The sequence below is a fragment of the Bradyrhizobium sp. in8p8 genome (assembly GCF_000426845.1).
GTDB classification, from domain to species: Bacteria; Pseudomonadota; Alphaproteobacteria; order Rhizobiales; family Xanthobacteraceae; genus Bradyrhizobium; species Bradyrhizobium japonicum_C.
On the sequence record NZ_AUGD01000009.1, the window covers coordinates 97,312 to 122,388 of the forward strand.

Below are 25,077 nucleotides of genomic sequence, written 5' to 3' on the forward strand. Positions count from 1 at the left end.
CCTTTCGAAGCTTGAGAGACATTAAGATGAATCCTGCCAATCTCCCCTTTGATTCCGAGGCGATGCTCGAGGGCCTGCGCGGCTGGGTCGAATGCGAGAGCCCGACCTGGGACGCAGGTGCGGTGGACCGCATGCTTGATATCGCAGCGCGGGATATGGCGATCATGGGTGCGACGATCGAACGCATCGCCGGCCGGCAGGGTTTTGGCGGCGTCATCCGCGCGCGCTTTCCCCATCCGAAGCAGGGCGAGCCGGGCATCCTGATCGCCGGGCACATGGATACCGTCCACCCGGTCGGCACCATCGAGAAGCTGAAATGGCGGCGCGAGGGTAACAAGTGCTACGGCCCCGGCATCTACGACATGAAGGGCGGCAACTACCTCTCGCTGGAAGCGATCCGGCAACTGGCGCGCGCCTCCTTCACCACGCCGCTGCCGATCACCGTGCTGTTCACGCCGGATGAGGAGGTCGGCACGCCTTCGACCCGCGACATCATCGAGGCTGAGGCCGCGCGCAACAAATACGTGCTGGTGCCGGAGCCCGGCCGTGCCGACAACGGCGTCACCACCGGACGCTACGCCATCGCACGCTTCAATCTCGAGGCGACGGGACGGCCGAGTCACGCCGGTGCCACGCTGTCGGCAGGACGCTCGGCGATCCGCGAGATGGCCCGGCAGATCCTCGCGATCGACGCGATGACGACGGAGGACTGCACCTTCTCGGTCGGTGTCGTCAACGGCGGACAATGGGTCAATTGTGTTGCCACGACCGCGACCGGCGAGGCGCTCTCCATGGCCAAGCGCCAGGCCGATCTCGACCGCGGCGTCGAGAGGATGCTTGCGCTTTCGGGCACCAACAACGACGTCACCTTCAAGGTCACGCGCGGCGTCACGCGTCCGGTCTGGGAGCCGGATGCCGGCACCATGGCGCTCTATGAGAAGGCGCGCGGCATCGCCAAGTCTCTTGGCATGGAGTTGCCACATGCAAGCTCGGGCGGTGGCTCCGACGGCAACTTCACCGGTGCCATGGGAATCCCGACGCTCGATGGTCTCGGCGTGCGCGGCGGCAATGGCCACACGCTCGAAGAGTTCATCGAGGTCGAGAGCCTGGTGGAGCGCGGCCGGTTGATGGCCGGGCTGCTGGCGACGTTGGAATAAATTGAATCAACTTTGCACTGCACAATGCATTGGCAGTCGCGGTCGAAATTTAGCCTTGTCTAAAAATGAGGCGTATCGTACTGCTCGGCCGTCCACGCGACGATGCGGGAGAGATCGCGACGAAGGTTCTAAGCCTTCGTTGCGGCGCCGACGGAGCAACCGCCCCGGAAACTCTCAGGCAAAAGGACCGTTTCGTCAGGACGATCTGGAGAGAGGCGGCGCGATTTCAGGCAATCGCGACGTCCACCGAAGGGGATAGTCCGTTGCGAGATCCGCAGCGGATCAAGCTCTCAGGTAACCGTGACAGATGGGGCGCCGCCAACGGCCTTCGGCCGGCGGTTAGCCGACTCTAAACACGGGAGCCCCGAACCTCATCATGACTCATCTCGCCATCATCGGCGCCGGCATTACCGGCGTCACGACCGCCTATGCCCTGCTCGAACGCGGCTACAAGGTGACGGTGCTCGACAGGCACCGCTACGCTGCAATGGAGACGTCCTTTGCGAATGGCGGACAGCTCTCCGCCAGCAATGCCGAGGTGTGGAACAGCACCGCGACGATCCTGAAGGGCCTGCGCTGGATGTTTCGGCGCGACGCGCCGCTGCTGATGAACCCGCGGCCGAACTGGCACAAATATTCGTGGATGAGCGAGTTCGTCGCCAATATCGGCAACTACCGGTCCAACACGATCGAGACCACGCGGCTCGCAATCGAAGCGCGCCGGCACCTGTTCGACATCGCGTCGCGCGAGGGCATCGACTTCGATCTCGAACGCCGCGGCATCCTCCACATCTATCGCGACAAGGCCGGCTTCGAATCCGGTCTGCGCGTCAACGCGCTGCTGCAGGAAGGCGGCCTCGACCGCCGCCCGGTGACTCCGGACGAGATCCGCGCGATCGAGCCGACGCTGCGCAACGACTATTATGGCGGCTTCTACACGCCGTCGGATGCCACCGGCGATATCCACAAGTTCACCCGCGGGCTGGCGGAAGCCTGCAAGCGGCGCGGCGCGACCTTCGTTCACGAAGCCAACATCGATTCGATCGCACGTGCCGGCAGCGGCTTCGTCGTCGGCTGGGCCGATCTCGCCGCGAGCGATGCCGGCGCGTCGGCCCGCGGCATGCTGAAGGCGGACGGCGTCGTGGTCTGCGCGGGCGTTGCGAGCCGGCACTTCGCCGCCCTGCTCGACGAGCGCGTCAACGTCTATCCGGTGAAGGGCTACTCGATCACCGTGCAGCTCGACACCGCCGAAAGCCGCAATGCCGCCCCGACGGTCAGCCTGCTCGACGAGGCCGCCAAGATCGTCACCAGCCGGCTCGGCGCCGACCGCTTTCGCGTCGCCGGCACCGCCGAGTTCAACGACTTCAACCGCGACATCCGCGCCGACCGCGTGCAGCCGCTGATCGACTGGGTGCGCATCAACTTCCCCGCGGTCGAGACCTCGCGCGTCGTGCCGTGGGCCGGGCTGCGCCCGATGATGCCGAACATGATGCCGGTCGTGCGCGCAGGGCGGATACCGGGGGTCTTCTTCAACACCGGCCACGGCCATCTCGGCTGGACTTTATCGGCGGCGACGGCGCAGATGATTGCCCAGACCATCGACGGTTGGCGCGGACTCAACGCGCCGCCGACGGTACCTTCACTTGGGGTTGAGCGTGAACTACGGCAGGCATCCTGAGTGGCCGGCGCCCGAGACATGCCGTCCTCTTGCTCCAGCGCAGCCCTTGGCACACAATTTGCCCCGAGAGGGCGGCGTGTCCGGGCGACCTTTCCAGCCTATGTGGTAGGCATGATAGACACGACAGAGTTCACAGGCGCCCCAGGGCCCCACAAGTTCCGCAGCCGGAGATAGGTGCATGCTAGGTTATCTTGTTCGCCGCGTTCTGGCCGCGGTACCCGTGATGGGCGTGGTCGCCCTGTTCGTGTTCCTGCTGCTGCGGCTGACGCCGGGCGACCCCGCGGCGATTCTCGCCGGCGACAACGCAACGCCGGAACGGCTCGAGCGCATCCGCACCTCGCTTGGCCTCAACGAGCCCCTGATCGTGCAGTTCGTCACCTGGGTGAACAAGCTGCTGCACGGCGACCTCGGGACTTCGCTGATCTCCAACCTGCCGGTGATGAAGATGATCGGCCAGCGCGTCGAGCCGTCGATCTCGATTGCGCTTTCAACCATCATCCTCGCCGTGATCGTCGCCGTCCCCTTGGGGGTGATCGCGGCCTGGAAGCACGGCACCTGGATCGATCGCTTCGTGATGGGTCTGTCCGTGCTCGGTTTCTCGGTACCGGTGTTCGTGGTCGGCTATGTGCTGATCCAGGTCTTCGCCATCGAACTGCGCTGGGTGCCGGTGCAAGGCTTCCGCAGCATCTTTAGCGGCTTCGGGCCGTTCTTCGAGCGCATCATCCTGCCGACCTGCGCCCTCTCCTTCATCTACATCGCGCTGATCGCCCGCATGACGCGCGCGGCGATGCTCGACGTGCTCGGCGAGGACTATGTGCGCACGGCGCGCGCAAAAGGCATCAACGAGGTTGCAGTGATGATGCGCCATGCGCTGCGCAACGCGGCGGTGCCCGTGATCACCGTGATCGGCACCGGCTTCGCGCTGCTCATCTCCGGCGTGGTCGTCACCGAGAGCGTGTTCAACATACCCGGCATCGGCCGCCTCACCGTGGATGCGGTGTTGGCGCGCGATTATCCGGTGATCCAGGCGATGATCCTCCTGACATCGTTCATCTACGTCGTCGTCAATCTTCTCATCGACGTCGCCTATACCCTGCTCGATCCCCGGATCCGGTACTGAGGCAAGGATTAAGAACACAATGTCCGTCGATACCCTTCCCCAGTCCTCCATTCCGATCACGTCGCCGCTGCGGCCTCGATTCGGATTCCTCACCTCGACGCCGATCATCGCCGCGGCGACGGTCCTGCTCACCTTGATCGTGGTGGTCTCGATCCTCGCGCCGCTGATCGCGCCGCATGATCCGATCCAGCTCGCACCGTCGCAGCGGCTCAAGCCGTCCTCCGCACAATTCCTGCTCGGCACCGACGCCTACGGCCGCGACCTGTTGTCGCGCGTGATCTATGGCGGCCGCATCTCGCTTCTGATCGGCATCGGCGCGGCGATCCTGTCGATCGCCATCGGGCTCGCGATCGGGCTCGTCTCCGGCTTTTTCAAGCTGGTCGATTCGATCCTGATGCGCGTCATGGACGGCCTGATGGCGATGCCGAGCATCCTGCTCGCGATCGCGGTGGTGTCGCTGTCCGGCGCCAGCCTCTGGACCGTGCTGATCGCAATCACGATTCCGGAGATCCCGCGCGTGGCGCGCCTGGTGCGCTCGGTCGTGCTCTCGGCACGCGAGGAGCCTTACGTCGAAGCCGCGATCTCGGTCGGCTCCAGCTTGCCGAAAATCATGCTGCGGCACCTGATGCCGAATACCATCGCGCCGCTGATCGTCCAGGGCACCTATGTCTGCGCGAGCGCCATCCTCACCGAAGCCATCCTCTCCTTCCTCGGCGCCGGCATCTCGCCGGAGACGCCGACCTGGGGCAACATCATGGCCGAGGGCCGCCAGTACTTCCAGATCAAGCCGTCGCTGATCTTCTGGCCCGGTCTTTTGCTCTCGATCGCCATCCTCAGCATCAACCTGATCGGCGACGCCGCCCGCGATGCACTTGATCCGCGCATGAAGCAGCGGGAGGCAAAGTGATTTGTCTCGCGGCCCTGCCCCCTTGTCCGTCCTTGCGAGCGAAGCGAAGCAATCCAGTCTGCATCCGCGGATGGGCTCCGGATTGCTTCGTCGCTTCGCTCCTCGCAACGACGTCGGAGTGACCTGATGACCAACACCGTCCTCGACATCAACAACCTCGTCGTCTCCGTCGGCAAGAAGCCGGGCGGGCCGAAGATCATCGACGGGATCTCGATCCAGGTTCGCGAGCGCGAGACGCTGTGCCTCGTCGGCGAGAGCGGCTCGGGCAAATCGGTGACGTCGCTCACCACGATGGGCCTGCTGCCGAAGGGAACGCTGGTTCCCACCGGCGGCAGCATCAAGCTGGTCGGCGAGGAGCTGCTCACCGCGACCGATCGCCGCCTGCGCCAGCTCCGTGCCACGCAGATGGCCATGATCTTCCAGGAGCCGATGACCGCGCTCAATCCGGTGGTGCCGGTCGGCCGCCAGATCGACGAAGTGCTGCGCGCGCATACCGATCTCGACGCGAAGGCGCGCAAGAAGCGCATTCTCGACATGATGGAGCAGGTCCACCTGCCCCAGGTCGAGCGCATCTTCGCCTCCTACCCGCACCGGCTCTCCGGCGGCCAGCGCCAGCGCATCATGATCGCGATGGCGCTGGTGCTGGAGCCGAAGCTGCTGATCGCCGACGAGCCGACCACCGCGCTCGACGTCACCACTCAGAAGCAGATCCTGAGCCTGATCCGCGAATTGCAGCGCGATCACGGCACCGCCGTGCTGTTCATCACTCACGACATGGGCGTGGTTGCCGAAATAGCCGACCGCGTCGCGGTGATGCGGCAGGGCCGCCTGGTCGAGACCGGTCCGCTCGAGACCATTCTGCGCAATCCGACCATGGAATACACCCGCAACCTGCTCGCGTCGGTGCCGAGCCTGGTGCCGCGTGCGCCGCGCGAGGAGAGCCGCGACCCCGTGGTGCTGGAGGCCAACGAGCTCACCAAGGTCTACAAGGAGCGCGCCTTCTTCGGCAAAGGCCGCGAGGTCGTCGCCGCCGACAAGGTCACGCTGACGCTGCGCAAGGGCCGCACCCTCGGCATCGTCGGCGAAAGCGGCTCGGGCAAATCGACGGTGGCACGCTGCATCGTGCGCCTGATCGATCCGACCTCCGGCGGCGTGCGCCTGGCCGGCCGCGAGATCGCCGACATCTCGCGCCGTCTGCTCCAGCCGCACCGGCAGAAGATCCAGATCGTGTTCCAGGATCCCTATCGCTCGCTCAACCCGCGGGTCACCGTCGGCGAGAGCATCGCGGAAGGTCCGATCAACTACGGCGCGGCGCACGCTGACGCAATGAAGCGGGCGCGCGACCTGCTCGAGCTGGTCGGCCTGCCCGCCGATGCCGTGTCGCGCTATCCACACCAATTCTCCGGCGGCCAGCGCCAGCGCATCGCGATCGCCCGCGCGCTCGCCCTCGATCCGGACGTGCTGGTCGCGGACGAAGCGGTCTCCGCGCTCGACGTTTCCGTGCAGGCGCAGGTGCTGGAACTGCTCGACGAGATCCAGAAGCGGCTCGGCATCGCCATCCTGTTCATCACCCATGATCTACGCGTCGCCGCGCAGATCTGCGACGAAGTGGTGGTGATGCAGCACGGCCGCGTCGTCGAACAGGGCCCCGCCGGGGAAGTGCTGACGCATCCGAAGGAGGCCTACACCAAGGCGCTGCTGGACGCCGCGCCGGGCCGCAACTGGGACTTTGCCAATTTCCGGCCGGTGGCCGAGAGCGTGATGGCCAGCGCGTAAAATCTCCCCTCCGTCATTCCGGGACATCGCGAAGCGATGAGCTTTGGTGTGCTTTGCGCACCATGGTTCGCGCCCAAGTAGGCGCGCCCCGGAATGACAGCGCAGCAGCATTCCCAAAACGTCTTGACCCTATGCATGGCGCGATTGCTTCCCAGCTTGCCCTCGTCGCAATGCCGGGGCTAACGTCGCGCACTTTCAATCTAGGACCGAACTGAATGACACGTATCGCCGTCGGCGGCTTCCTGCACGAGACCAACACCTTCGCTCCAACCAAGGCCACATTCGCGGACTTCCAGCATGGCGGCGGCTGGCCGGCGATGACCCAAGGTGCCGACGTCTTGAAGGTGATGCGGCGCATCAATGTCGGTCTCGCCGGCTTCGTCGACAGCGCCGAGGCGAACGGCTGGGAACTCGTTCCGACCATCGCCTGCGGAGCAAGTCCGTCGGCTCATGTCACCGAGGACGCTTTCGAGCGCATCGTCAAAGCGATGGTCGACGGGATAGCAGCCGCAGGACCTGTCGACGCGGTCTATCTCGACCTGCACGGCGCCATGGTCACCGAGCATCTCGACGACGGCGAAGGCGAGATCCTGGCGCGCGTGCGCCGCGTCATCGGCAAGGACGTTCCGCTGGTCACCAGTCTCGACCTGCATGCCAACGTTACCCCCGAGATGATGGAGCATGCCGACGCTCTGATCGCCTACCGCACCTATCCGCACGTCGACATGGCAGAGACCGGCCGTGCCTGTGCACGGCACCTGGCCCTGCTGCTGAAGACGAAGCAGCGCTTCGCAAAAGCATTCCGGCAATTGCCGTTCCTGATCCCGATCAGCTGGCAGTGCACCAATGACCAGCCGACCAAAGGCATCTACGAGAAACTCGCCGCGCTGGAAGGGGACGCGGTTCCGACACTGTCTTTCGCGCCCGGCTTCCCGGCCGCGGATTTCCGCGATTGCGGGCCGAGCGTGTTCGCCTATGGCAAGACGCAGGCGGACGCCGACCGCGCAGCCGATGCGATCGTGAAACTGATCGAGAGCCACGAGGACGATTTCGACGGCAAGATCTGGTCGCCCGACGACGGCGTGCGTCACGCCATGGAACTCTCGAGGAACGCCAGCAAGCCAATCATCATCGCCGATACCCAGGACAATCCCGGCGCAGGCGGAGATTCGGACACGACGGGCATGCTGCGAGCGCTGGTGCGCAACAACGCGAGCGCTGCGACGGGCGTCATCTACGATCCGGAGTCGGCGAAAGCTGCGCACGAAGCCGGCGCCGGCGCCGCGGTAACACTCTCGCTCGGCGGCAAGTCCGGCATTCCCGGCGACGAACCCTATACCGAGACCTTCGTCGTCGAGAAGCTCTCCGACGGCCGGTTCATCGCGCCCGGTCCCTATTATGGCGGCCGCGAGATGGAGATGGGCCCCTCGGCGTGCCTGCGCATCGGCGATGTCCGCGTCGTCGTCTCCTCGCACAAGGCGCAGCTCGCCGACCAGGCGATGTACCGCTATGTCGGGATCGAGCCGACCGCGCAGAAGATCCTGGTCAACAAGAGCTCGGTGCATTTCCGCGCCGATTTCGAACCGATCGCGGAGAAGCTGATGATCTGCGCCGCGCCCGGCGCGATGCCGGCGGACACCGCTTCCCTGCCCTGGACGCGCCTGCGCCCGGGCATCCGCATCAAGCCGAACGGCCCTGTTTTCACGCCTCCCTCACGCTAACTGGACAGACCCTATGCCCACGATCGACCGCATCGACGGTTACGCCGACGAACTCACCGCTATCAGGCGCGACCTCCACGCCCATCCCGAAATCGGCTTCGAGGAAGTGCGCACCTCCGGCATCGTCGCCGACAAGCTCAAGAGCTGGGGCATCGAAGTGCATCGAGGTCTCGGCGGCACCGGCGTGATCGGCGTCATCAAGGGCAAGGGTTCGGGCAGCAAGCGCATCGGGCTGCGCGCCGACATGGACGCGCTGCCGATGGAAGAAAACACCAACCTGAAATGGAGCTCGAAAATCCCGGGCCGCTTCCACGGCTGCGGGCATGACGGCCACACCACCATGCTGCTCGGCACCGCACGCTACCTCGCAGAGACCAGAAACTTCGACGGCACCGTGCACCTGATCTTCCAGCCTGCCGAGGAAGGCCTCGGCGGCGCCCGCGCGATGATCAAGGACGGGTTGTTCGAGAAGTTCCCCTGCGACGAACTCTATGGCCTGCACAACGCGCCCGACCTCAACCATGGCGAGATCGCGATCCTGCCCGGCCCGGCGATGGCCGGCGCGGACTTCTTCGATCTGCGCATCACCGGCTATGGCGCGCATGGCGCGATGCCCGAGCGCTCCAAGGATGCCGTGATCATCGCAACGACGCTGGCGCAGGCGATCCAGACCATCGTCAGCCGCAACGTCGACCCGCTGCAGGCCGCCGTCATCTCGATCACCCAGATCCATGCCGGCTCGGCCTACAACGTCATTCCGGGCGATGCGCATCTGTGCGGCACCATCCGGACCTTCTCGAACGAAGTCCGCGCCATGATCAGCGAGCGCATCCGCACGATCTGCGCAGGCATCGCGAGCGCCTATCAGTGCGCGATCGACGTGGACATCCGCGACACGTTCGGGGTGCTGGTCAACCAGGTCGAGCAGTCCAAGGTGGTTGAGGAGGTCGCCCGCACCATCGTCGATCCCGCCAACGTGATCACCCGCACCCAGCCGAAGATGGGCAGCGAGGACTTTGCCGACATGCTGCAGACCATCCCCGGCGCCTATTTCTGGGTCGGCCATGACGGCTCGGTGCCCGTGCACAATCCCGGCTTCGTGCTCGACGACAAGATCCTGCCGATCGGCGCCAGCATGTTCGCCCGCATCGTCGAGACGCGCATGCCGGTGGGCGGCAATGCCTAAGAAGAGCGCCGAAGAGGCGGTCACCTCGCTGCACGATCTCTCCGCCGTCGATCTGATCGCGGGCTATCGCGCCAAGCAATTCTCGCCGAGCGAGGTGCTGGAGGACGTGCTCGCGCACGTCGCTGCGTGGGAACCTCACCTCAAGGCGCTCTATGCATTCGATCCCGACGGCGCGCGCGAGGCCGCAAAGGCCTCGACCGCGCGCTGGAGCGGCGGCGAGCCGTCGGGTGCGCTCGACGGCGTCCCGGTCACGGTGAAGGACAACATCGCGACCAAGGGCGTGCCGGTGCCGCTGGGCGCGGCCAGCGTCAAGCTCGTGCCGGCGGAGAAGGACGCCCCGCCTGCCGCGCGCCTGCGCGAGGCCGGCGCCATCATCTTCGCCAAGACCACCATGCCGGATTACGGCATGCTGTCCTCCGGTCTCTCCAGCTTCCACGCGCTGGCGCGTAACCCCTGGGACCTCTCCAAGAATCCCGGCGGCTCCAGCGCGGGCGCAGGCGCCGCCGCGGCCGCCGGCTATGGCCCGCTCCATCTCGGCACGGACATCGGCGGCTCGGTGCGCCTGCCCGCTGGCTGGTGCGGTCTCGTCGGCCTCAAGCCGAGCTTCGGACGCGTGCCGATCGATCCCAGCTATGTCGGTCGCGTTGCGGGCCCGATGACGCGCACGGTTGATGATTGCGCCCTGATGATGAGCGTGATCGCAAAGCCCGACCGGCGCGACGGCATGAGCCTGCCGGCCGAGCCGCTCAACTGGAAGGGCCTCGAGAAGTCGCCGCGGAAACTGCGCATCGGCCTGATGCTCGATGCCGGATGCGGGTTGCCGCCGGAGAAGCCGGTGCGCGAGGTCGCGGTGAAGGCGGCTGAGGCGTTCGAGTCGGCAGGCAGCGTCGTCACCGAAATCGACGGCATTCTCACGCGGGACATGCTCGACGGGCTCGACAATTTCTGGCGCGCGCGGATGTGGGACGACCTGTCCAAGCTGACCCCGGCAGAGCAGGCCAAGGTGCTGCCCTATATCTTCAAATGGGGCGAGTCCGGAGCCAAGCTCTCGGGCATCGACGTCATCCGCGGCTTCAACCAGACCATGGCGATCCGCGCTGCTGCGGCGAAGCTCTTTTGCGAGCTCGACTATGTGATCTCGCCGACCGCACCGAACGTGAACTATCCGGCGGAATGGGCCTCGCCCACCAACGATCCGATGAAGCCGTTCGAGCACATCGCCTATACCGTGCCGTGGAATATGTCGGAAAACCCTGCAATCTCCGTCAACGGTGGCTTCGACGCCAACGGCTTTCCGATCGGCGTGCAGATCGTCGGCCGCCGCTTCGACGATATCGGCGTGCTCGGCATGGCCAAGGCGTTCGAGGGCCTGCGGGGGCCGCAGCGGGCTTGGCCGAAGCCGCCTGCACACAAGACGCCGTACTAGCGTCACAGCACAACTCGTCATGCGCGGGCTCGACCCGCGCATCCATCGCCCTCAAAAAAGATGGATTGCCGGGTCAAGCCCGGCAATGACAGAATTGACTCAAGGAATGACAAGGAAGGAAACACCATGGCGTATGAGACGATCAAATACGAGGTCGCCGAGCAGATCCTCACCATCACGCTGAACCGGCCCGACAAGCTCAACGCCTTCAACGCACAGATGCAGGCCGAGCTGATCGACGCGTTCGATGCCGCGGACAAGGACGACGATATCCGGGCCATTATCGTCACCGGTGCCGGCCGCGGTTTTTGCGCGGGCGCCGACCTCTCCTCCGGCGCCGACACGTTCGATCGCGATGCGCGACGTGGGCCGGTGAAGCGCCTCCCCGACGGCAAGGTCGATTACAGCGATCCGCAGGTCCGCGACGGCGGCGGCCAGGTGACGCTGCGCATCTTCAAATGCCTGAAGCCGGTGATCGCCGCGGTGAACGGACCAGCGGTCGGCATCGGCGTCACCATGCAGCTTGCGATGGACATCCGCATTGCCTCCGAAGCCGCACGGTTCGGGTTTGTGTTCTCCCAGCGCGGCATCGTGCCCGAGGCGGCCTCGAGCTGGTTCCTGCCTCGGATCGTCGGCATCTCGCAGGCGCTCGAATGGTGCTATTCGGGCCGCGTCTTCCCGGCGCAGGAAGCTCTTGCCGGTCGTCTCGTTAGCAAGGTCGTGGCCCCCGATGATTTGCTGCCGACGGCGCGCGCGCTCGCCAAGGAGTTCGCCGCGAAGACCGCGCCGGTTTCGGTGGCGCTGATCCGGCAGATGATGTGGCGCATGATGGGCGCCGACGATCCGATGGAGGCCCACAAGGTCGACAGCCGCGGCATCTACGCGCGCGGCCGTTCGGACGACGTGAAGGAAGGTGTGGTGTCCTTCCTGGAGAAGCGTCCCGCACAGTTCAAGAACAAGGTGTCGACGGACATGCCGGACTATTTCCCGTGGTGGACGGAGCGGGAGTACAAGTGAGGCGGAGCGTCATCCCGGGGCTCGCGAAGCGAGAACCCGGGATCGCGAGAATCCGGGTTCGATGCTCCGCATCGCCCCGGAATGACGCTGGTAGAAACTAATCCATCACCAGCGCCACACGCCCGATCGCCTTGCGGTCGAGCAGCAGCCGCATGGCCTTTGCATAGTCCGCCAGCGGCAGGCGGTGTGAGACGTTGGGACGCAGCTTGCCCTCCTCCGCCCATTGCAAGAGCGCCTTCAGGCGTATCTCGCCGAGCTCCGGGTTCTTCCGCACGGCTTCGCCGGCGCGCACGCCGAGCACACTAGCACCCTTGATCAGTAACAGATTGGTCCTGGCCGAACCGATGCCGCCGGTGAAACCGATCACCAGCAGCCGCGCGCCCCAGGCGATGCAGCGCATCGAATCCTCAAAGATCTGGCCGCCGACCGGATCGAACACCACGTCCGCCCCGCGACCCTCGGTGATGCGCTTGACCGCATCGCGAAATGGCTCGCGATCGTAGCGGACGAGATGATCCGCACCGCGCGACTTCGCGATCGCCAGCTTCTCGTCGCTGGAGGCCGTTGCGATCACGGTCGCGCCCAGCATCTTGCCGACCTCGACCGCGGCAAGCCCGACGCCGCCGCCGGCGCCGTGCACCAGCAGCACCTCGCCCGGCTCGAGCCGGCCACGATCGATCAGCGCATGATAGGCGGTGCCGTGGCCCGCGAGATAGGTCGCAGCTTCCGCGTAATCGAAGGTCGACGGCATCGGCGTAAGCTGCGCCGGCGAGGCCACGGCCTCGTCGGCGAATGCACCATGGCGCATCTTGACGATCACCTTGTCGCCGACCGCGACGCCCGTTGCCTCCTGCCCGACCTCGGTGACATCGCCTGCAGCTTCCATGCCCGGGGTGAACGGCAACTCCGGCTTGAGCTGATATTCGCCGGCCGCCATCAGCACGTCAGGGAAATTCAATCCGGCCGCCCGGATCGCGACACGCACCTCGCCCGGCTTCAAGGCACGCGACGGAAACTCCTCCAGCCGCAGCGTCTCGGGCGCACCAAGCTCACGGCAAACGACAGCACGTACCATCAGGCCGCGCTCGCCTTGCTGCGCATGAGCGCCTCGCGGATCAACGGCAGCCGATCGTTGCCGAAGTACATGTCGGTCTTGTTCACGAAGATCGTCGGCGAACCGAAGCCGCCGCGCGCCACGACTTCTTCCGTATTGGCCTTGAGCTGGTCCTTGATGCCTTGCTCAGCAATGCCGGCGAAGAATCTTGCCTCGTCGATGCCGACCTTCTTGCAGATCCCGGCGAGCACCGCGTCCTGCGAAATGTCCTTGTCCTCGCCCCAATAGGCTTCGAACACCGCCGTCGCAAACGGCACCGTGTCTTTGCCCAGCCAAATGCAGCCGCGCATCGCCTTCACGCTGTTCACCGGGAATACCGTCGGCGGCATCTTGATCGACAGGCCGGCCGAGCGCGCCCAATCCTGAAGATCCTTCGTCATGTAGCGCGCCTTGAGCGGCACCGGCTTCTCGCGCTGCGCATAGACGCTCGGATTGACCGTGTTGAAGATGCCGCCCACCAGGATCGGCCGCCAGACGATCTCCGCGCCGAGCTCCTTGGCGAGCGGCTGGATGTTGTGAAAGGCGAGATAAGTCCAGGGACTGGAACAGTCGAAGAAGAATTCGATCATGGCGTTTCCTTGTTGCGTTATTGGCACTCTTCTCGTCGTTGCGAGCGCAGCGGAGCAATCCAGAGTGTCGCCCCGAAAGATTCTGGATTGCTTCGTCGCAAGGGCTCCTCGCAATGACGGGCGTGGCGAGCGGTCTACTTCTTTCCCAGCACTTCCTTAGCCCGTTGCCCGAACATGATCTTGCGTGATTCTTCGTCGAACGGCTCTTTCACGAACTTGCCGATCGCGAGCCCCGCCTGCACCTGCGGTCTCGCGCGGACCGCGGCATACCAACGCTTCACGTTTGGATAGTCATCGAGCGTGAAGCCTTGCGCCTTGTGAGTCATGGCCCACGGAAAGCAGGCGATGTCGGCGATGGAATAGTCGCCGGCGACATAGCTACCGGTCTTGCCGAGCTGCCGGTCAAGAACCCCATACAGACGGGCCGACTCGTCGCGATACCGCGTGATCGCGTAAGGGATTTTCTCTGCGGCGTAGAGGGCAAAATGCCCGTGCTGGCCGAGCATCGGTCCCAGCCCCGCCATCTGCCACATCACCCACTGGATGGTGGCAGAACGCCCGCGCAGGTCCGCCGGCAAGAACCGTCCGGTCTTTTCAGCGAGATAGATCAGGATCGCACCGGTCTCAAAGGCCGAAAACGGAGCACCGCCGTCGGCGGGATCGTGATCGACGATCGCCGGGATGCGATTGTTCGGGGAGATCGCGAGGAACTCGGGGCTGAACTGCTCGCCAGCGCGGATGTTGACAGGCTTCACGCTGTAGGGAAGCCCGAGCTCCTCCAACATGATGGAGATTTTCCAGCCGTTCGGCGTCGGTGCGTAATAGAGATCGATCACGGCCCTTTCCATCGGCCTTTCCCGGGCCTTCCCTATCGTCGTCTCCGAATGGAGAGCGACTTTCGTTGTTCTGTACCTAGAGGTTAAGTCATGGCAGGAAGAGGCGCAACACAACCTGCCGGGAGGGCCGCCATGCTGTTTCCAACCACGATCGCCGGCTCCCTGCCGAAGCCGGAATGGCTGGCGGAGCCGAACATGCTGTGGGCGCCCTGGAAGTCCGACGGCGACGAGCTGCTCCGGGCCAAGCGCGATGCGACCTTGATCTGGCTGAAGATCCAGGAAGACGCCGGCATCGACATCGTCACCGAGGGCGAGCAGGCCCGACAGCATTTCGTCCACGGTTTCCTGGAGAGGATCGAGGGCATCGATTTCGCCCACAAGGTCGAGATGGGCATCCGAAACGACCGCTACAAGGCAATGGTGCCGCAGGTGGTCGCTCCGCTCCGGCTCAAGGGACGCGTGCACGCCTTCGAGGCGCGCGTGGCGCGCACGCACACCAGGAACAAGCTGAAATTCACCCTGCCCGGCCCAATGACAATCATCGACACGATTGCCGATCGCTATTATGGCGACCGCGTGAAGATGGCCTTCGCCTTCGCCGAGCTTCTCAACGAGGAGGCCAAGGCATTGCAGGCCGACGGCGTCGATCTCGTGCAGTTCGACGAGCCCGCCTTCAACGTCTACATGGACGAGGTCAACGACTGGGGCATCAAGGCGCTGGAACGCGCCGCGCAGGGCCTGACCTGCGCCACCGCGGTGCACATCTGCTACGGCTACGGCATCAAGGCCAACACCGACTGGAAGGAGACACTCGGCAGCCAATGGCGGCAGTACGAGCAGATCTTCCCGGCGATCGACGCGAGCCCGATCCAGCAGGTCGCGATCGAGTGCCGCAATTCCAAGGTGCCGCTGGACCTGCTGGCGCTGCTCAAGACCAAGATCGTGCAGGCCGGCGTGATCGACGTCGCCAGCGACACGGTGGAGACCGCCGAGGACGTCGTGAAGGTGATCGACGCGGTGTCGCAATTCGTGCCCAAGAGCAACATCATCGCCACCACCAATTGCGGCATGGCGCCGATGCGGCGGGAGATCGCAGAAGCCAAGCTGATGGCGCTCGGCGCCGGCGCCGCGCTGGCACGCGAGAAGCTGGGGTGACGGCGGCGATCCGCAGATCGCCCTGCCAGTTAGTCCAGAGCGGTCGGATGCAGCGCCGGCTGATATCCAGCATTGAGCGCGCGGAGTGTGGAGGGTGGCGTCAGCAGCATCGGGCCCTCCAGCTCGTACTCCACGCGGGCATAGCCGGCCGGCGACCATAGCAGCGGCCGGCCTCTCGTCATCAGAAAGCTCTGCTCACCCTGCTGCACCATCGCGCCATCGGGCAGTTCTGCAAGCTGCACCGGCAGCGCATGCAGGCGCTTGCGACCATGATGCAGCCGCTCCAGGTGCAGCTGCGCGTCCATCGCCTTTGCGCTCACCTTGCTCGCGCCATTGCCCCTCTCCCATGCCGCGCGGAAGCGATTGGCATCGTCACGGCGGCAGAAGAAGCACGGACGGTGTCCCGCGGCAAAGGCGGTGGCCTCGTCGAGGAAGAACAGCTCGGTCCAGCTCCGCCGCGCCATCACCGGGCGCCGCCAGCCGCGGAATTCACACAGGCATGTAATCCACGCCGGCGACGACCAGCGCTTGTTCAGCAGTGTCTTCGTCGCGGGATCATGGATGATACCGCGATTGCCGGTGAACAGGCCGCGATGCGGCGTGGCGATGATCTCGCCGGTGGGCGTGACGCGGTTTTGCAGGGGGCGGGTAGCGAATGGCGAATTGCGAATTGGGGATTCACTACTCACCATTCCCTACTCGCTAGTCACCATTCGCGCTCAGTCAGGCCGCGCCATCGCGCAGCGGCGGGTGGTAGGACAGCGCGGTGTCCCAGGGGAAGAAGATCCAGGTGTCCTGCGAGACTTCGGTGATGAAGGTATCGACCAGCGGGCGCCCCTTCGGTTTGGCGTAGACCGTGGCGAAGTGCGCGTCCGGCAGTATCTCGCGCACCAGTCTGCCGGTCTTGCCGGTGTCGACGAGGTCGTCGACGATCAGAAGCCCCTTGCCGGTGCCCTCGCCGAGCTTCATCACCGCGTCGGAAATGCCCTTGAGGACCTGGAGCTCGCCCTGCTTGTCGTGATCATAGCTGGCGATGCAGACCGTATCGATCACGCGCAGGCCGAGCTCGCGCGCCACGATCGCCGCCGGCACCAGGCCGCCACGGGTGATCGCGATCACCGCATGGAAAGGGCCGACCTCGTTGAGCCGCCACGTCAGCGCGCGGCAATCGCGGTGGAACTGGTCCCACGAGACCGGGAAGGGCCTGCCCGCCCGCTCCTGCGCGCTCGGTTCCGGTGCTTCGCCAGCCATTGTCGTCTCCTGCTGCGTCTGCCGGTGCTAGCGCGAGACGTTCAATCCTGCCAGCATTTCCTTCACAGCAGTCATTGCCGCTGCCAGCCTCTCCGGATCGCGCGAGCGCACCACCAGATTGGTGTTCGGCTTCTGCTCCTCGTCCATGAAGGGGTAGCTGCCGATGATGGTGTCGGGATGGGCGGCGGCAATCGCCCGCAGAGGCCCGCCGATGTCGCCCTCCCGCGCATTGGCGCGGACCGATTCGGAGAGCATCCGCACGCCTGACTTCAGCTTGGGCGCGACGATGTCCATCATCGCCTGCATGATCGAGGGCACGCCGGCCATGACGATGACATTGCCGATCTTGAAGCCGGGAGCGAGAATCGTCGCGCTCTGGATCAGCTCGGCCCCGTCGGGGATGCGGGCCATGCGCAGGCGGGCTTCGTTGAGGTCCTGCTCGCTCCAGCGCTCGCGGAAACGGGCGACGACCTCCGGGTGATGGTCGATCCGGACCCCGAACGCTTTGGCGACCGCGTCGGCGGTGATGTCGTCATGGGTCGGACCGATGCCGCCGGTAGTGAAGACGTAGGTGTAGCGATGCCGCAATGCGTCCAGCGCGGCAATGATGTCTGCCTCGTCATCGGAGACGACCCGGACCTCCTTCAGATCGATGCCGATATTGGTTAGGTATTCGGCGATGAACCCAATGTTCTTGTCCTTGGTCCGGCCCGACAGGATTTCGTCCCCAATGACCAGAATGCCCGCCGTGACGATGTCGCTCATGCCTTAAATCCCTCACCTGTGACGCCGACTTTGCCGAGGTAACGCCTTGAAGTCACGCGGTTTTGCTTCTGAAATAAGCAGTCCTCAGCCATTTTTTCAGGCAAGTCGCTGGCCGTTCCCGGCAAACGTCTCTCCTCCATGCTTATCGCGCTGGCCCGGCCCTTGCTACCTCCTACGGAAGTCATGCACTCTCACGGCATGGCCACAGGCAACGCCCTGGGGGAGAACAGTCGGAATCTATGGCAGCCGCGTTTGACGAAATGAATATTCCCGGCGGGGACCTTCGCCCCGCCTATCAGGAGCTGGCGCGCTGGCTCAAGGAGACGCCTCCCGAGGCGCTCGAATATCGCCGCCAGGAGGCCGAACTCCTGTTCCGCCGAATCGGCATTACCTTCGCGGTCTACGGCGATTCCGAATCGACCGAGCGCCTGATCCCCTTCGACGTGATCCCCCGGATCATGTCCGGCAAGGAATGGGCGCTGCTCGAGAAGGGCCTGAAGCAGCGCGTCCGCGCGCTCAACATGTTCCTGCGCGACATCTATCACGGCCGCGAGATCCTCCGCGCCGAGATCGTGCCCGACGATCTGATCTTTCAGAACCCGGTGTTCCGGCCCGAGATGAACGGCCAGCAGGTGCCGCACGACGTCTACGTGCACATCGCCGGCATCGACATCGTCCGGGTCGACGCCGAAGACTTCATCGTGCTGGAGGACAACGCCCGCACGCCTTCCGGCGTCTCCTACATGCTGGAAAACCGCGAGATCATGATGCGGCTGTTTCCGGATCTGTTCGCCCGCCACAAGGTGGCGCCGGTCGAGCGCTATCCGGACGAATTGCTCGCCGCGCTGCGCTCGGTCGCGCCGCAAGGCGCATCCGGCGAGCCGACCGTCGCCCTGCTTACGCCCGGCGTCTACAACTCCGCCTACTACGAGCACTCTTTCCTCGCCGACAAGCTCGGCATCGAGCTGGTCGAGGGGCGCGATCTCATCGTCAAGAACAACGAAGTATTCATGCGCACGACGGAGGGGCTGAAGCGGGTCGACGTGATCTATCGGCGGGTCGACGACGATTTCCTCGATCCCCTCACCTTCCGTCCCGATTCCGTGCTCGGCGTCCCCGGGCTGATGTCGGCTTACGCGGCCGGCAACATCACGCTCGCCAACGCCGTCGGTACCGGCATCGCCGACGACAAGGCGATCTACTCCTACATGCCCGACATCGTGAAGTTCTATCTCGGCGAGGAGCCGATCCTGAAGAACGTGCCGACCTGGCGCTGCCGCGAGCCGAAGGATCTTGCCTATGTGCTGGACAATTTAAGCGAGCTCGTCGTCAAGGAAGTGCACGGCTCCGGCGGCTACGGCATGCTGATCGGTCCCGCCGCGACCAAAGCGACGATCGAAGCGTTCCGCGACAAGCTCAAGCGCGAGCCTGAAGGCTTCATCGCGCAGCCGACGCTGGCGCTCTCGACCTGCCCGACCTGCACCGAATCCGGCCTCGCGCCGCGCCATGTCGATCTTCGCCCCTTCGTGCTCACCGGCAGCAAGAGCACCACCATCGTCCCCGGCGGGCTCACACGCGTCGCGCTCAAGGAAGGCTCCCTGGTGGTGAACTCGAGCCAGGGCGGCGGCACCAAAGACACCTGGATCCTGGACGAGTAGAGAGATGCTGTCGCGTACCGCCGAAAACCTCTATTGGCTCGCCCGCTACGTCGAACGGGCCGAATATCTGGCGCGCACCATCGATGCGACGCTGCGCGTCACCGCGCTTCCCGCCGCCTATATCGGCAAGACCAACGAATGGGACTCGGCGCTGCTCACCGCCGGCGTCGCCGCCGGCTTCTATCAAGCCTATGAGGAAGCCAACGAGCACAACGTCGTCGAGTATCTCTCGTTCTCGCCGAACAACCCGTCCTCGATCAGGAACTGCATCGAAGCGGCGCGACTGAACTCGCGCTCGGTGCGCACCGCACTCACCAGCGAGATGTGGGACACCATCAACTCGGCCTGGATCGAGCTCCAGGCAGTGTGGAGCAAGGGCACCTCGACCCGCGAGGATCTCGCCAAGTTCCTCCGCTTCGTGCAGGAGACCTCGCTGCGATTCGACGGCTCGGCCTACCGGACCATGCTGCGCAACGATGCCTACTGGTTCTCGCGGATGGGCGTGCACCTGGAGCGCGCCGACAACACCGCCCGCATTCTCGACGTGAAGTATCACGTGCTATTGCCCGAAGAGGAGCACGTCGGCGGCCCGCTCGACTTCTATCAATGGAGCTCGATCCTGCGCTCGGTCTCGGCGCTGACGGCCTATCACTGGGTCTATCGCGAGACTCTGAAGCCGTGGCTGATCGCGGACCTGCTCATCCTCAACGACACGCTGCCGCGCTCGCTGGCGAGCTGCTACGGCAACCTCGTGCGCAACCTCGACCAGATCGGCGTCGCCTATGGCCGCCAGGGCCCCGCCCAGCGCCACGCCCGCGGCATCCGCAACCGGCTGGAACACAGCAACATGAACGACATTTTCCAGCACGGCGTGCATGAATTCATTCAGGAATTCATCACGGACAATTCAAGGCTGGGCGAAATCATCACGAAGCAGTATTTGATCTGACCCAAGCTGTCGTTCCGGGATGGTCCGAAGGAGCAGACCCGAAACCTCGAGCTTCCAGGTTCGATGCCGGCGCATCGCCCCGGAATGACGATGCCAGAACAAAACGGTCCACCATGCGCCTGCGTATCCAGCACACCACGACCTATCGCTACGAGCCGCCGGCGACCAGCGTGATCCAGATCCTGCGCATGACGCCGGGCAGCCACGACGGGCAATACGTCGCGGAATGGCAGATCGACGTCTCCACGGACACCAAGCTCGACACGCACGAGGACGCGTTCGGCAATGTCACCCATGTGCTGTCCTGCGGGCCCGTCGGCGACATCCGGATCACCGCCGAAGGACTGGTCGAGACCCACGACACCGGCGGCGTCCTGCGCGGCACGGACGAGCGTTTCCCGGCCGGCATGTTCCTGCGCTCCACCGACCTCACCTGCGTCAATCCGGCGATGACGGCGGTCGCGCGCCAGCTGCGGAGCGAGGCCGAGAGCGACACGCTCGGCTTCCTGCACACGCTCATGACGCAGATTGCCGATCACATGACATTCGACGAGGACCCGACCAACAGCGGCACGTCCGCCGCGGACGCGTTCGCGCTCAAGCGCGGCGTCTGCCAGGACTACGCGCACATCTTCATTGCTTGCGCTCGCGCCGGCGGCGTGCCGGCGCGCTTCGTCTCCGGGCATTTCTTGCGAGCAGACGACGCGGTGCATCAGGAAGCTGGCCATGCCTGGGCGGAGGCTTACGTGCCCGATCTCGGCTGGGTCGGTTTCGATCCCGCCAACAGCATCTGCGCCACCGATGCCCATGTCCGCGTCGCGATCGGGCTCGACTATCTCGGCGCGGCCCCGGTGCGCGGCACGCGCTATGGCGGCGGCACGGAAACGCTGGCGGTGACCGTGAAGGTCGAGCAGGCCGGCCGCGGCGGCCAGTCGCAATCGCAGTCGCAGCGACAGAGCTAGGCACCGCCGAGCGCCTGCGCCGTGCTACATTGCAGGATCAGATCGGACCTGTGAGGTGGCCCATGGCGACTGTGAAACTGCTTTCGGATGATGAACTCTCGGCCGAGGCGCGCGCCGTTTTCGACGACATCCGCAAGGTGCGGAAATCAGACTTCGTCAACAATTTCTGGCGCGCGCTGGCGCATGATCCGAAGACGCTGCGACGGACCTGGGAAAGCATCAAGGAGGTGATGGCGCCTGGTGCGCTCGATCCCAAGGTCAAGGAGATGCTCTACGTCGCGGTCTCGATCGCGCATGGCTGCAGCTACTGCATCCATTCGCACACCGCCGCAGCACGGGCCAAGGGCATGACCGAGGCCGAATACGGCGAGCTGCTCGCCATCGTCGGCATGGCCGCCGAGACGAACCGGCTGGTCACGGCGCTCGGCGTCCCGGTCGACCAGGCGTTTCTGGTCGATGGCGCGGATTGAGGTCGGCGGTCGCAGCAGCGTACCTTGCCTGTCATTCTGGGGCACGCGTAGCGCGAACCCGCAATCCATTCATCCACCAGTGCCGCAGCCCAATGGATTCCGGGCTCGCGACTTCGTCGCGCCCCGGAATGACAGCTTTCCCCCGCGGGAATCGGGGGTTTCATGGCCCCCTGAAATTGGCTAGTAATTCCGCGCAAACGCGTTCGGGGACTGGAAATGACCTATTGCTGCGGAATCCTGGTTCGGGACGGTCTGGTGATGATCGCCGACACCCGCACCAATGCCGGCCTCGACAATGTCTCGACCTTCCGCAAGCTGCACATCTTCTCCAAGCCGGGCGAGCGCATCATGGCGATCGCCAGTGCCGGCAACCTCGCCATCAGCCAGTCGGTGCTCTCGACCCTGACCGAGGGCCTGGAGGACCCGAACACGGGCGAGGTCGAGACGCTGATGAACGCGCCGACCATGTTCCAGGCCGCTCAGCGCATCGGGCGGGCGATCCGGGCGGTGCATGCGACCGAAGGGCCGGCGCTGAAATCCGAAGACGTCTCCTTCGACGTCTCCTTCCTGTTCGGCGGCCAGATCAAGGGGGCACGCATGCGCCTGTTCATGGTCTACACCGCCGGCAATTTCATCGAGTGTACCACCGACACGCCCTACCTGCAGATCGGCGAGCACAAATACGGCAAGCCGGTGCTCGATCGCGCCATGCACTACGATGTCGAGCTCTACGAGGCGCTGAAGACCGGCCTGATCTCGATGGATTCGACCATGCGGTCGAACCTCGGCGTGGGCCTTCCGATCGACGTGCTGGTGGTGCGCAACGATGCCTGCGAGGCCGATCTCAACCACCGTATCGAGGCGGGCGAGCCTTATTTCCACGATCTGCGCTCGCGCTGGTCGGCAGCCCTGCGCGCGGCGCATCAGAACATTCCGCGCCCGCCTTACAAGAACGACAAAGAACCCAAGACCTGAACAGCTCGAGAAAAGGCAGGAAACGATGAGTGAAGCGAAGAAGATCGCATTGGTGACGGGCGCCGGCACCGGTGTCGGCCGAGCGGCGTCGCTGGCGCTGATGAACACCGGCTTCACCGTGGTGCTCGCCGGCCGCCGGCTCGACATGCTCGAGGAGACCGCGAAGCTCGGCCCCGCGGGAAAAAGCCTTTGCGTCACCGCCGACATGACCAAGCCGGATTCCATCGCCGCGCTGTTCGACAAGGTGAAGGCAACCTATGGCCGCCTCGACCTGCTCTTCAACAATGCCGGCATGGGCGCGCCCGCCGTGAACTTCGAGGATCTCAGCCTCGAGCAATGGCAGGCGGTCGTGAACACCAACCTCACCGGCCCGTTCCTGTGCACCCAGCACGCCTTCCGCATCATGAAGGACCAGACCCCGCGCGGCGGCCGCATCATCAACAACGGCTCGATCTCGGCGCATGCGCCGCGGCCGTTCTCTGCCGCCTATACCTCGACCAAGCACGCCGTCACGGGCCTGACCAAGGCCTCCAATCTCGACGGCCGCATGTATGACATCGCGGTCGGCCAGGTCGACATCGGCAACGCCGCGACGCCAATGACCGATCGCATGGTCAACGGCCCCGGCGTGCTGCAGCCCGACGGTACGACCAAGCACGAGCCGCGCATGGACGCCAAGGCGGTCGGCGACGCCGTGGCCTACATGGCCAGCCTGCCGCTCGATGCCAACGTGCTGACCATGACGGTGATGGCAACCAAGATGCCGTTCGTCGGACGGGGCTGACCCAAAGCGCGAAAACAACCCCATGCACAGTAGGCGTCAAGAGGCGTCTACTGCTTGCCCCGCTGCGGGGTGGCGCGAGCTAAGTCCGCAGATTATCTCAACAATCGTCATTGCGAGCCAACGGGTCCGCGCGAAGCGCGGCCCGATGACAGGCTCCGCGAAGCAATCCGGGCTGCGTCCGCGGTGAGATTTCCGGATTGCTTCTCCGCAAGAGCTCCTCGCAATGACGTGGAGAAGGCGGCGCCACGACGGCATTGCCTTCGGCGTTTGCACGGCCATAATCGTTGAGGGTTTGGGGACATCATGCTGCGGCTGCAATCTGCACTCGGCATCTTCGCGTTGCTGCTGATCGCCTGGGTGCTGAGCGAAAACCGCCGGGCGGTATCGGCTCGGCAGGCCGCGATCGGCCTCGTCGTGACCTTCGTCGCCGCAATCGTGTTGTTGAAGCTGCCGGTCGTGGCGCATGCGTTTGGCGCCATCAACGAGGCGGTCGGCACGATCTCCGCGGCCTCCCGCGCCGGCTCCGCCTTCGTGTTCGGCTATGTCGGCGGCGGCACCCTTCCGTTCGATCTGAAGGTGCCGGGCGCGGATTTCATCCTGGCGTTCCAGGCGCTGCCGATCGTGCTGGTCATGAGCGTGCTGACGACGCTCTTGTTCTATTGGCGCGTCCTTCCGCCGATCGTGCGCGGCATGGCCTGGCTGCTCGAGCGGACGCTGGGCGTCGGCGGCGCGGTGGGACTGTCAACCGCCGCGAACATTTTCCTCGGCATGGTCGAGGCGCCGCTGTTCGTGCGGCCGTATCTGGCACAGATGACCCGCAGCGAATTGTTTCTGGTCATGACCGGCGGCATGGCGGGCATCGCCGGTACCGTTCTGGTGCTCTATGCGACGCTGCTGGCGCCCCTCATCCCCGACGCCGCCGCGCATTTCGTCATCGCCTCGGTGCTGGGCGCGCCGGCCGCGATCCTCGTCAGCCTGATCATGGTGCCCGAGACCTCCGACAAGCGCACCGGCGGCGCTCTGCAGAATCCCGAGATGGACGTGTCCGGCACGATGGATGCGATCGTAAAGGGCACCACCGCCGGCCTCGATTTGCTGCTCAACATTGTCGCCATGCTGCTGGTGCTGGTGGCGCTGGTCTATCTCGTCAACGCCATGCTCGGCCTGCTGCCGCATCTCGGCGGTGCCCCGATCTCGCTGCAGCGCCTGCTCGGCCTCGTCATGGCGCCGGTATGCTGGTTGATGGGACTGCCGTGGGATCAGGCGATTGCCGCAGGCAGCCTGATGGGCACTAAGACCGTGCTCAATGAATTGATCGCCTATGTCGACTTCTCGAAGCTGCCGCCCGAAGCGCTCGACCCGCGCTCGCGCCTGATCATGCTCTATGCGATGTGCGGCTTCGCCAATTTCGCCAGCCTCGGCATCATGATCGGCGGCCTGGGGGTGATGGCGCCGGAACGGCGCGAGGAGATCAACGCACTGGGCTTGAAGTCGATCGTGTCGGGGACGCTGACCACGTGCTTGATGGGCGCGGTGGTGGGAGTGTTGGCGTAGGCTCCCCGCTCGTCATTGCGAGCCAACGGGTCCGCGCAGCGCGCGGC

The 25,077-nt window shown here is 64.9% G+C and carries 23 protein-coding genes and 2 riboswitches; of the genes, 17 read left to right on the forward strand and 6 right to left on the reverse strand.

Annotated elements, in window-relative coordinates:
• Positions 1-26: 26 nt before the first annotated feature.
• The 9 genes from K408_RS0122570 (at position 27) to K408_RS0122610 (ending at position 11,988) form a co-directional block, all read left to right on the forward strand.
• Positions 27-1,157, forward strand: a complete 1,131-nt coding sequence (locus K408_RS0122570; protein ID WP_024340774.1) for a M20/M25/M40 family metallo-hydrolase — start codon at positions 27-29, stop codon at positions 1,155-1,157.
• 95 nt (positions 1,158-1,252) lie between these two features.
• A riboswitch (glycine riboswitch) is annotated at positions 1,253-1,357 on the forward strand.
• A gap of 3 nt (positions 1,358-1,360) precedes the next feature.
• A riboswitch (glycine riboswitch) is annotated at positions 1,361-1,466 on the forward strand.
• A 67-nt stretch (positions 1,467-1,533) separates the two neighbouring features.
• Entirely contained in the window at positions 1,534-2,835 is a 1,302-nt protein-coding gene (locus tag K408_RS0122575) for a D-amino acid dehydrogenase (RefSeq protein WP_024340775.1), read from the forward strand.
• A 178-nt stretch (positions 2,836-3,013) separates the two neighbouring features.
• Positions 3,014-3,955: an ABC transporter permease gene (locus tag K408_RS0122580; protein ID WP_024340776.1), complete on the forward strand. Its 942-nt coding sequence runs from the start codon at positions 3,014-3,016 to the stop codon at positions 3,953-3,955.
• A gap of 19 nt (positions 3,956-3,974) precedes the next feature.
• Positions 3,975-4,862: an ABC transporter permease gene (locus tag K408_RS0122585; RefSeq protein ID WP_024340777.1), complete on the forward strand. Its 888-nt coding sequence runs from the start codon at positions 3,975-3,977 to the stop codon at positions 4,860-4,862.
• A gap of 126 nt (positions 4,863-4,988) precedes the next feature.
• Positions 4,989-6,638, forward strand: coding sequence for an ABC transporter ATP-binding protein (locus K408_RS0122590; RefSeq protein ID WP_024340778.1), 1,650 nt, complete (start codon positions 4,989-4,991; stop codon positions 6,636-6,638).
• A 215-nt stretch (positions 6,639-6,853) separates the two neighbouring features.
• The gene (locus K408_RS0122595; protein ID WP_024340779.1) at positions 6,854-8,359 is read left to right on the forward strand and encodes a M81 family metallopeptidase; all 1,506 of its coding nucleotides are present in this window, start codon (positions 6,854-6,856) and stop codon (positions 8,357-8,359) included.
• A gap of 13 nt (positions 8,360-8,372) precedes the next feature.
• Complete coding sequence (locus K408_RS0122600) at positions 8,373-9,545, forward strand: M20 aminoacylase family protein (protein WP_024340780.1); 1,173 nt, start codon at positions 8,373-8,375, stop codon at positions 9,543-9,545.
• Entirely contained in the window at positions 9,538-10,971 is a 1,434-nt protein-coding gene (locus K408_RS0122605; protein ID WP_024340781.1) for an amidase, read from the forward strand. The genes K408_RS0122600 and K408_RS0122605 overlap by 8 nt, the downstream gene beginning before the upstream one ends.
• 126 nt (positions 10,972-11,097) lie before the next feature.
• Positions 11,098-11,988 (forward strand): crotonase/enoyl-CoA hydratase family protein, encoded by an 891-nt coding sequence (locus K408_RS0122610; RefSeq protein WP_024340782.1) that lies wholly within the window; start codon positions 11,098-11,100, stop codon positions 11,986-11,988.
• A gap of 97 nt (positions 11,989-12,085) precedes the next feature.
• On the opposite strand, the gene K408_RS0122615 is transcribed toward K408_RS0122610, so the two are convergent.
• From K408_RS0122615 to K408_RS0122625, 3 genes are all read right to left on the reverse strand, one after another.
• Positions 12,086-13,063, reverse strand: coding sequence for an NADPH:quinone oxidoreductase family protein (locus tag K408_RS0122615; protein WP_024340783.1), 978 nt, complete (start codon positions 13,061-13,063; stop codon positions 12,086-12,088).
• Positions 13,063-13,671, reverse strand: coding sequence for a 2-hydroxychromene-2-carboxylate isomerase (locus tag K408_RS0122620; protein ID WP_024340784.1), 609 nt, complete (start codon positions 13,669-13,671; stop codon positions 13,063-13,065). Before K408_RS0122620 ends, K408_RS0122615 begins: the two co-directional genes overlap by 1 nt.
• 134 nt (positions 13,672-13,805) lie before the next feature.
• Positions 13,806-14,507 carry a glutathione S-transferase N-terminal domain-containing protein gene (locus tag K408_RS0122625; protein WP_024340785.1) on the reverse strand — a complete coding sequence of 234 codons (702 nt, stop codon included), beginning with the start codon at positions 14,505-14,507 and terminating at the stop codon, positions 13,806-13,808.
• A gap of 132 nt (positions 14,508-14,639) precedes the next feature.
• On the opposite strand from K408_RS0122625, the gene K408_RS0122630 reads away from it, so the two are divergent.
• The gene (locus K408_RS0122630; RefSeq protein WP_024340786.1) at positions 14,640-15,662 is read left to right on the forward strand and encodes a methionine synthase; all 1,023 of its coding nucleotides are present in this window, start codon (positions 14,640-14,642) and stop codon (positions 15,660-15,662) included.
• Positions 15,663-15,691: 29 nt separating this feature from the next.
• Here the strand turns inward: K408_RS0122630 and K408_RS0122635 are convergent, their stop codons facing one another.
• Genes K408_RS0122635 through K408_RS0122645 form a run of 3 tightly spaced genes read right to left on the reverse strand, consistent with a single transcriptional unit; the run spans position 15,692 to position 17,678 of the window.
• Entirely contained in the window at positions 15,692-16,354 is a 663-nt protein-coding gene (locus tag K408_RS0122635; protein ID WP_024340787.1) for a hypothetical protein, read from the reverse strand.
• 31 nt (positions 16,355-16,385) lie between these two features.
• Positions 16,386-16,913 (reverse strand): xanthine phosphoribosyltransferase, encoded by a 528-nt coding sequence (gpt, locus tag K408_RS0122640; protein WP_024340788.1) that lies wholly within the window; start codon positions 16,911-16,913, stop codon positions 16,386-16,388.
• Positions 16,914-16,940: 27 nt separating this feature from the next.
• Entirely contained in the window at positions 16,941-17,678 is a 738-nt protein-coding gene (locus K408_RS0122645) for a competence/damage-inducible protein A (protein ID WP_024340789.1), read from the reverse strand.
• A gap of 239 nt (positions 17,679-17,917) precedes the next feature.
• Here K408_RS0122645 and K408_RS0122650 point away from each other — a divergent pair, with 239 nt between their 5' ends.
• The 7 genes from K408_RS0122650 (at position 17,918) to K408_RS0122680 (ending at position 25,030) form a co-directional block, all read left to right on the forward strand.
• Entirely contained in the window at positions 17,918-19,336 is a 1,419-nt protein-coding gene (locus K408_RS0122650) for a circularly permuted type 2 ATP-grasp protein (protein WP_024340790.1), read from the forward strand.
• 4 nt (positions 19,337-19,340) lie between these two features.
• Positions 19,341-20,285 carry an alpha-E domain-containing protein gene (locus tag K408_RS0122655; protein WP_024340791.1) on the forward strand — a complete coding sequence of 315 codons (945 nt, stop codon included), beginning with the start codon at positions 19,341-19,343 and terminating at the stop codon, positions 20,283-20,285.
• Positions 20,286-20,398: 113 nt separating this feature from the next.
• Positions 20,399-21,247 (forward strand): transglutaminase family protein, encoded by an 849-nt coding sequence (locus tag K408_RS0122660; protein ID WP_024340792.1) that lies wholly within the window; start codon positions 20,399-20,401, stop codon positions 21,245-21,247.
• Between the two features lie 62 nt (positions 21,248-21,309).
• Positions 21,310-21,717 (forward strand): carboxymuconolactone decarboxylase family protein, encoded by a 408-nt coding sequence (locus tag K408_RS0122665; RefSeq protein ID WP_024340793.1) that lies wholly within the window; start codon positions 21,310-21,312, stop codon positions 21,715-21,717.
• Between the two features lie 216 nt (positions 21,718-21,933).
• Entirely contained in the window at positions 21,934-22,692 is a 759-nt protein-coding gene (locus K408_RS0122670) for a proteasome-type protease (RefSeq protein WP_024340794.1), read from the forward strand.
• 25 nt (positions 22,693-22,717) lie between these two features.
• Complete coding sequence (locus tag K408_RS0122675; protein ID WP_024340795.1) at positions 22,718-23,476, forward strand: SDR family oxidoreductase; 759 nt, start codon at positions 22,718-22,720, stop codon at positions 23,474-23,476.
• 303 nt (positions 23,477-23,779) lie between these two features.
• Positions 23,780-25,030, forward strand: a complete 1,251-nt coding sequence (locus K408_RS0122680; RefSeq protein WP_024340796.1) for a NupC/NupG family nucleoside CNT transporter — start codon at positions 23,780-23,782, stop codon at positions 25,028-25,030.
• Positions 25,031-25,077: the final 47 nt, after the last annotated feature.